Here is a 6,484-nt window from a genome sequence, read left to right on the forward strand (position 1 = left end):
GCCGCCTGCTGATAGTGGAGGCTACTCTGCGTCAGGTTCCGCGCCGGTCGAGCGCCGTTCGATGAGTTCTCCCGAAAGGCGGATGGTCGTGGCTGCCCGCAGCAATGCCGATGTATCTCCCTCGATCATTTCGACGACGACGCGCACGATTTCATCGACCGGCTGGCGGAAAGTGGTGAGGTTGTAGTGTGGCCAGCCTGCCATCGGGATGTCGTCGAAGCCCGCAACGAGGATATCGTCGGGCACGCGGCAGCCTGCCTCCTCCTTGAGGGCATCGATGCCGCCGATCGCCAGAATGTCGTTGGCAAAGAAGATCGCATCGGTGCTTTTCCCGGCGGCAATTTCAAGCGCGGCCTTGCGGCCGGCATGGTAGCTGTATTCCTGGCCCTCGATCTGGACGCTCAGCGTCATGCCAAGTTCCGCAATCCGCGTGACGAAGCCGCTCTGGCGTTCGCGGTTAGTGGTCGTGTGGCTGAGACCGGCGACATAAGCGACCCTTCGGGCGCCCTGCCGATGGAAATGATCGGCGATGGCGCGGGCACCCTCGACATTGTTGCAGGCGACACAGCTGAGGTTCGTGTCTTCGATGACGCGGTTGATCAGGATGGCCGGCCTGCCTTCCGTTGCCCAGCTCAGCGTCGAGCCTGACAAGATCGTCGCAGAAATGACGATGACAGCGTCCACGTTGTATCGGCGCAGTGCCGAAAGCTGCTCTTCGAGGTTCGATCCCTTGGTGATGTTAAAGAGAAGGCTCTGCAGGCCGATGCGTTGCAGCGAGCGCGAGAGTTTTTCGATCAGGCCCGGATAGAAGGGATTCTGCATGTCGGAGACGACGATGCCGATAATGTTCGTGCGGCTCTTCGAGAGCATGCTGGCGATCGCATTCGGTTGATAGTCGACTTCTGCCGCATATTTCAGGATCCGCTCGCGCAGATCGGCTGCGATGCTTGCGCCTGGTGTAAAGGCACGCGATACAGCCGACTGGCTGACGCCAAGCATGCGCGCAAGTTCGCGGGCCGTAATCGGCTTTCGGCTGAACGCTTCGCCGGACGGTTCTCCCTGCAAGGACGGCGATCCCTGTTTGCGCATGATCCATTTCCCCGGTTGCCACTACCTTTCCTACACTTTTTGCATTCGGATGCAACAATTTCAACTGCTGCTTATACGCAGTCGCTAAGTCGTCCATTGATAGTTCTTCCAACTCTCGAATCCAGGCGCCCGAGTGCGCTGCCGCATCCAAGAGCCGACGAAATAAGGAAGTATCCGATTTTTGTATGCTCGATATCCAGCAGTGAGCATTTTTGCAGATTCCGGCATAAAACCTGTTCCAATTTCAATTCAATCGCCTTGTTGCATACGGATGCAAATTGGAAGATGCTTTCCTCAACAACAACACCGGCGCTGAAAACGTCCGTTCTCCGAGGGAATGCCAGTGGGTACGATCATCAAGTCCGTCGAAGCTTTTCAGGTGAAATGGGAGCCCAATGAGCCGCCGGGTCGCCGCACGGCTCTCGTGCGCGTGACGACCCAAGATGGCATCGTCGGCCACGGCGAAGCCTCGCCGATGATGGGCGGCGAGCACTCGCTCGGCGTCGTCAGAGATTTCGCAGCCTCGCTCGTCGGTGCGGATGCGCTCGACCAGTCGGTCCTCTACGATCGGCTGCTGCATAAATATGTAAAGCTCGGCCCGGAAGGCGCCGTCACCGGCGCGCTTGCCGCCCTCGATATTGCCCTCTGGGACATCAAGGGCAAGCACTTCAACCAGCCAGTCTACAAGCTGCTCGGCGGCGCCTGGCGTACGGAACTGCCCTTCTATTCCTCGGTTGGCAACAATGCCGGCCGCACTGTCGATGAAACCGTTCGCGTGGTCGAGCATCGCTGGAAGGCCGAAAAGCCGGCTGCCATAAAGATCCGCTGGGACGGCGACCGCACGCGTCAGGACTATGATATTCCAGGTGACATCGCCAAGGCAAAGGCCGTGCGCAAGCTGGTGGGCGACGATTTCCCGCTCGCCTTCGATGCCAACAACCAATATTCCGTCGGCGGCGCCATCCGGGTCGGCCGCGCGCTCGAAGAGCTCGGCTATGTCTGGTTCGAGGAACCGGTCCAGCACTATAACGTGCGCGCCATGGGCGAGGTTGCCCAGCGTCTCGACATCACGGTTTCGGCTGCCGAACAGTCCTATACCACCCAGGCTGTCGTCGACATGATCAATGCAGGCGTGCGCATGGTGCAGCCCGATATCATCAAGATGGGCGGCATTACCGGCCTCATGCAGTGTGCCGCGATCTGCTTTGCGCATGGCGTCGAGCTCGTTCCGCATCAGACCCAGCCGACCATCGCCCATGTGGCGAACCTGCATGTGCTTGCGACGCTGATGCACAATACCAAGCCCGCCGAATTCTCCGATCCGTCGACTCGCATGCATGTCGGCTTTGCCAATCCGCCGATCCCGGAAGACGGCAAGTTCAAGGTTCCGTCCGGTCCGGGCCTCGGCCTGATCGTTGAAGATGCCGAGCTCGACAACCGGCGAAGCTGAATATTCTGACAAGTGGGAGGAAATGACATGAACCTGAGAAGACGCCAGTTTCTGGAACTGACCGCGGCCACGGCTGCGATGAGCATGCTTGGATCCGCCATTGCGCGTGCAGCAAGCGATCCCGACACCATCCGCATCGGCATTGCCGCCAGCGGTCCCCGCAGCAGCGATCCGAACTATACGACGCAGGGGGGCGACAACTGGGCGACCGAGCAGATGTACGAACAGCTCGTGCGCCCCGATGACGGCACCTTCGCCACGACGCCGGACCAGTATCGGCCAACGCTCGCCACCGAGTGGTCCGCTTTGTCAGATGCCAAGACCTGGACCTTCAAACTCCGTCAGGGCGTGCAGTTCCACAAGGGTTTTGGTGAAATGACGGCGGAAGACGTCGTCTTCTCGTTCAAGCGCGCCATGGCCGACGGCACGAACAAGCCGATCCTGTCGAATGTCGCCGATGTCGTCGCGAACGGCCGTTATGAGGTCGTCATCACGCTGAAGAATTCAGACGTGAACCTGCTCGGCACGACAATCTTCCTCAACAACACTTCGATTGTCTCCAAGAAGGCCTATGACCAGATCGGCGCGGACAAGTTCAAGACGGATGCCGTCGGCACCGGCCCCTACGAACTTACCCGCTTCGACAATCAGTGGGGCACAGCGCTGAAGCGCCATGAAACCTATTGGGGTGAAAAGGCGAAAATCGCCAAGGTCGAATCCGTCTATATCGCCGATACGACGGCCCGCACGCTCGCGCTGCTCTCTGGCGACGTCGACATGATCGAGGCCGTCCGTGCGCCGGGCTGGGTCGATTCCATGCTGCAGCGCGACCCGACGCTGCAGTTCGACATGACGTCGCCGGGTTCGTTCAACACGCTGCATATCAACCTGAAGCGCAAGCCGTTCGACAATATCAAGGTGCGCCAGGCGATCATGTACGCCGTCGACCGCCATGCGGTCGGCAATGCGTTGAAGCCGATGGGCGGCTTTACGGCCGGCCTGCAGCCCGACGTCTTCCCCGGCGGCTTCAAGACCGAAGACCTGCCGCCGGAGCTTCAGTACAATTACGATCCGGACAAGGCCAAGGCGCTGCTTGCCGAAGCCGGTTTCCCCGATGGTTTCGACTTCGACAGCAATGTCAGCCAGCGCGAGGACTATGCCTCCATCATGCTGATCGTGCAGGAGCAGCTGCGTTCCGTCGGCATGCGCATGAACCTGCATATCGGCGATCACACCGCCTATCATGCTGACAATCAGCACGACAAGAATACGCTGGCCCTGCATTCGTCCAGCTATCCGCCGATCCCGACGCAGCTCTACATCCAGCAGCTGTCGACCAAGGCGGAAGTCAAGCCGGATGGATCTGGTGGTATCAACTACAGCCATTACGGCGTGGTCATGCCTGGTATCGACGACCTGCTCGCCAAGGCACTGCAGGCGACCGACTACAAGGCCTATGTCGATTACTGCAAGCAGATCGAACTTCAGGTCCTGCGCGACCTGCCGTTGATCGGTATGTCGACGCTCTCCTTCACGGTTGCCCGCAATGCACGCCTCGACCTCGGCTACAAGGTGCAGAGCGGCTATGCGCGCTGGCGCTTCCACCACGCGACCAAGAAGGCCTGATCTCCAGGTCGCGATGAATGCGAGTGAATGAACATGGCTAGATATTTTCTCCTCCGGCTGGCGGATGCCATTCCGACAATCTGGCTGGTGCTCACGCTCGTGTTTATCGCGATGCGGATCCTGCCGGGTGATCCGGCGATTGCGGCTCTGGGAGACATGGCTCTCCCGGAGCAGCTCGCCGCCTTCCGCCACAAGATGGGGCTCGATGTGCCGCTGTGGCAGCAGTACATCAACTTCCTGATCGGCGTGCTTAGCCTCGATTTCGGCCAGTCGTACATGAATGGCGAGCCGGTGCTGCGCCTGATCGTCGCCAATCTGCCTTACACGATCGAGCTGACGGTCGCGGCGATGATCATCGGCGTCGGTGCCGGTGTGCCTTTCGGCGTGCTAGCTGCGACCCATCGCGACCGGCTGCCGGATTCCGGCATGCGTCTCTTTTCGCTGCTTGGCTATGCCATTCCGGACTTCTATCTCGGCGCGCTGCTCCTGATCGGATTTGCGCTGAACCTCGGCTGGTTCCCGATCAATGGCGGCGGCGATGGTTTCGCGGATCGCATGTACCATATCGTGCTACCGGCGCTGACGCTTGCACTCGTCAAAGCCGCCTTCATCGGCCGGCTGTCGCGGACCGCACTTCTGGAAACGCTCGGTAAGGATTATGTCCGCACCGCCCGTGCCAAAGGTGCCCGTGAACCGCGTGTCATCTATCGCCACGGTCTGCGCAATGCGTTGCTGCCGCTTTCGACCGGCATGGGGCTCAGCCTGCTTGCCACGCTGTCAGGGTCGGTCGCCGTCGAGCTGGTCTTCAACAGGCCGGGCCTCGGACGTCTGCTCATCCAAGCGATCAACGAGCGTGACTACGGCATCATCCAGGGTGGCGTCGTTGTCTTTGCGCTCCTCGTCCTTCTCATCAATCTGGTGATGGATCTTCTCTACATCGTCATCGATCCAAGAATCCGGGTGAAATAATGAGCATCATCACGCAAACGCCGGGATCCCCCTTGCAGGCCTTTGAGCAGCCTTCGCTGGCGCCTGCGCCCGGCCTCCTGTCGCTTCTGTCCCGAACGCTGCTCCGGCGGCCCTCGACGCTTTTCGCGTTGGCAATCGCGCTCGTCTTCTTCGTGATTGCGGTCTTTGCACCGCTGCTTGCGCCCTATGATCCGCTGGCCCAAAGCATCCTCTCGATCAACAAGATGCCATCGGCCGCTCATTGGCTCGGCACCGACCAGTTCGGGCGCGACGTTCTCTCGCGCATGATCCACGGGTCGCGCAACTCGCTGCTGTTTGGCCTGATTTCGCCTGTGCTTGCGGCGCTAGTCGGCACCGCGCTTGGCGTGACCGCCGGTTATTTCGGCGGGCTGATCGATCGCGTCATCAGCCGCTTCATCGACCTGCTGCTCGCCTTCCCGGAACTGCTGCTCGCAATCATCATCGCAGCCGTGCTCGGCGGCGCCTTCTGGAATATCATTGCCGTCATCACCGTTGCCTTCATTCCGGGTTTTGCCCGTGTGGCCCGCGCCTCGACACTGTCCGTCAAGCAGGAGCCCTATGTGGAAGCAGCGATCGCCGTGGGCGTGCGTACGCCCGTCATCATCTTCCGCCATATCATCCCGAATATCGCGGCGCCTATCGTCGTGCTAATGACGCTCTGGGTCGCCTCCGCCATCCGTCTCGAAGCCTCGTTGAGCTTCCTCGGCATCGGCACTCGTGCTCCCAATCCGAGCTGGGGCAACATCATCCGCGATGGCCTCAACAACCTCTTCGGCTCGCCCTGGCCGATCATTGCCGCCGGCTTTGCCATCACCTGCGTAGTGCTCTCCTTCAACCTGATCGGCGATGCCGTGCGCGACATGCTGGACCCGGAGACGAGCCAATGACGTCTAAACCACAGACACCATTGCTCAAGGTTGACGGCCTCACCGTCGAATTCGGCCCGAAGGATTCTCCGATCCGGGTTGTGAACGGCGTCTCGTTCGAGATCGAGGCCGGCGGTTCGGTCGGCATCGTCGGCGAATCCGGTTCCGGCAAGTCGATCACGTCGCTGGCGATTATGCGGCTGATCCCCAATCCGCCTGGCCGCATCGCGCAAGGGCGCATCGAGCTTGAAGGCGTCAACCTTCTTGATCTGCCGAAGACGAAGCTGCCCGAGATCCGCGGCCGCGACATCGCAATGATCTTTCAGGAGCCGATGAGCTCGCTGAACCCGGTCATGACGATCGGCGACCAGATCGGCGAGGCGATCAAGCTGCATGAGAAGATGAGCCGCGGAGAGCGCCGCGCCCGCATCATCGAACTCCTGAAGCTTGTCGGCATCCCCAA

The 6,484-nt window shown here is 60.4% G+C and carries 6 protein-coding genes; 5 read left to right on the forward strand and 1 reads right to left on the reverse strand.

Features of this window, described 5'->3' with window-relative positions; genetic code table 11:
- Positions 1-21 precede the first annotated feature (21 nt).
- On the reverse strand, positions 22-1,089 hold the full coding sequence (locus AB4Z13_RS30670; RefSeq protein WP_113320694.1) for a LacI family DNA-binding transcriptional regulator: 1,068 nt from the start codon (positions 1,087-1,089) through the stop codon (positions 22-24).
- Positions 1,090-1,432: 343 nt separating this feature from the next.
- Here AB4Z13_RS30670 and AB4Z13_RS30675 point away from each other — a divergent pair, with 343 nt between their 5' ends.
- The 5 genes from AB4Z13_RS30675 to AB4Z13_RS30695 all read left to right on the forward strand — a co-directional run.
- A complete protein-coding gene (locus AB4Z13_RS30675; RefSeq protein WP_442207622.1) occupies positions 1,433-2,539 on the forward strand; it encodes a mandelate racemase/muconate lactonizing enzyme family protein in 1,107 nt (368 codons plus the stop codon).
- Between the two features lie 27 nt (positions 2,540-2,566).
- Complete coding sequence (locus tag AB4Z13_RS30680) at positions 2,567-4,165, forward strand: ABC transporter substrate-binding protein (RefSeq protein ID WP_442207623.1); 1,599 nt, start codon at positions 2,567-2,569, stop codon at positions 4,163-4,165.
- A 33-nt stretch (positions 4,166-4,198) separates the two neighbouring features.
- Positions 4,199-5,134: an ABC transporter permease gene (locus tag AB4Z13_RS30685; protein ID WP_113320703.1), complete on the forward strand. Its 936-nt coding sequence runs from the start codon at positions 4,199-4,201 to the stop codon at positions 5,132-5,134.
- Complete coding sequence (locus AB4Z13_RS30690) at positions 5,134-6,042, forward strand: ABC transporter permease (protein ID WP_113320697.1); 909 nt, start codon at positions 5,134-5,136, stop codon at positions 6,040-6,042. Before AB4Z13_RS30685 ends, AB4Z13_RS30690 begins: the two co-directional genes overlap by 1 nt.
- Positions 6,039-6,484 (forward strand): ATP-binding cassette domain-containing protein (locus AB4Z13_RS30695; protein ID WP_442207624.1); only part of this gene is annotated, 446 nt, incomplete at its 3' end. The genes AB4Z13_RS30690 and AB4Z13_RS30695, both read left to right, overlap by 4 nt.

It is taken from the genome of Rhizobium sp. YAF28, assembly GCF_052113285.1.
Taxonomy (GTDB): domain Bacteria; phylum Pseudomonadota; class Alphaproteobacteria; order Rhizobiales; family Rhizobiaceae; genus Rhizobium.

What these genes read in the sequence shown, in the direction of transcription:
- AB4Z13_RS30670 (WP_113320694.1), bottom strand. Translation starts at nt 1,089, where the DNA reads ATGCGCAAACAGGGATCGCCGTCCTTGCAGGGAGAACCGTCCGGCGAA.
- AB4Z13_RS30680 (WP_442207623.1), top strand. Translation starts at nt 2,567, where the DNA reads ATGAACCTGAGAAGACGCCAGTTTCTGGAACTGACCGCGGCCACGGCT.
- AB4Z13_RS30685 (WP_113320703.1), top strand. Translation starts at nt 4,199, where the DNA reads ATGGCTAGATATTTTCTCCTCCGGCTGGCGGATGCCATTCCGACAATC.
- AB4Z13_RS30690 (WP_113320697.1), top strand. Translation starts at nt 5,134, where the DNA reads ATGAGCATCATCACGCAAACGCCGGGATCCCCCTTGCAGGCCTTTGAG.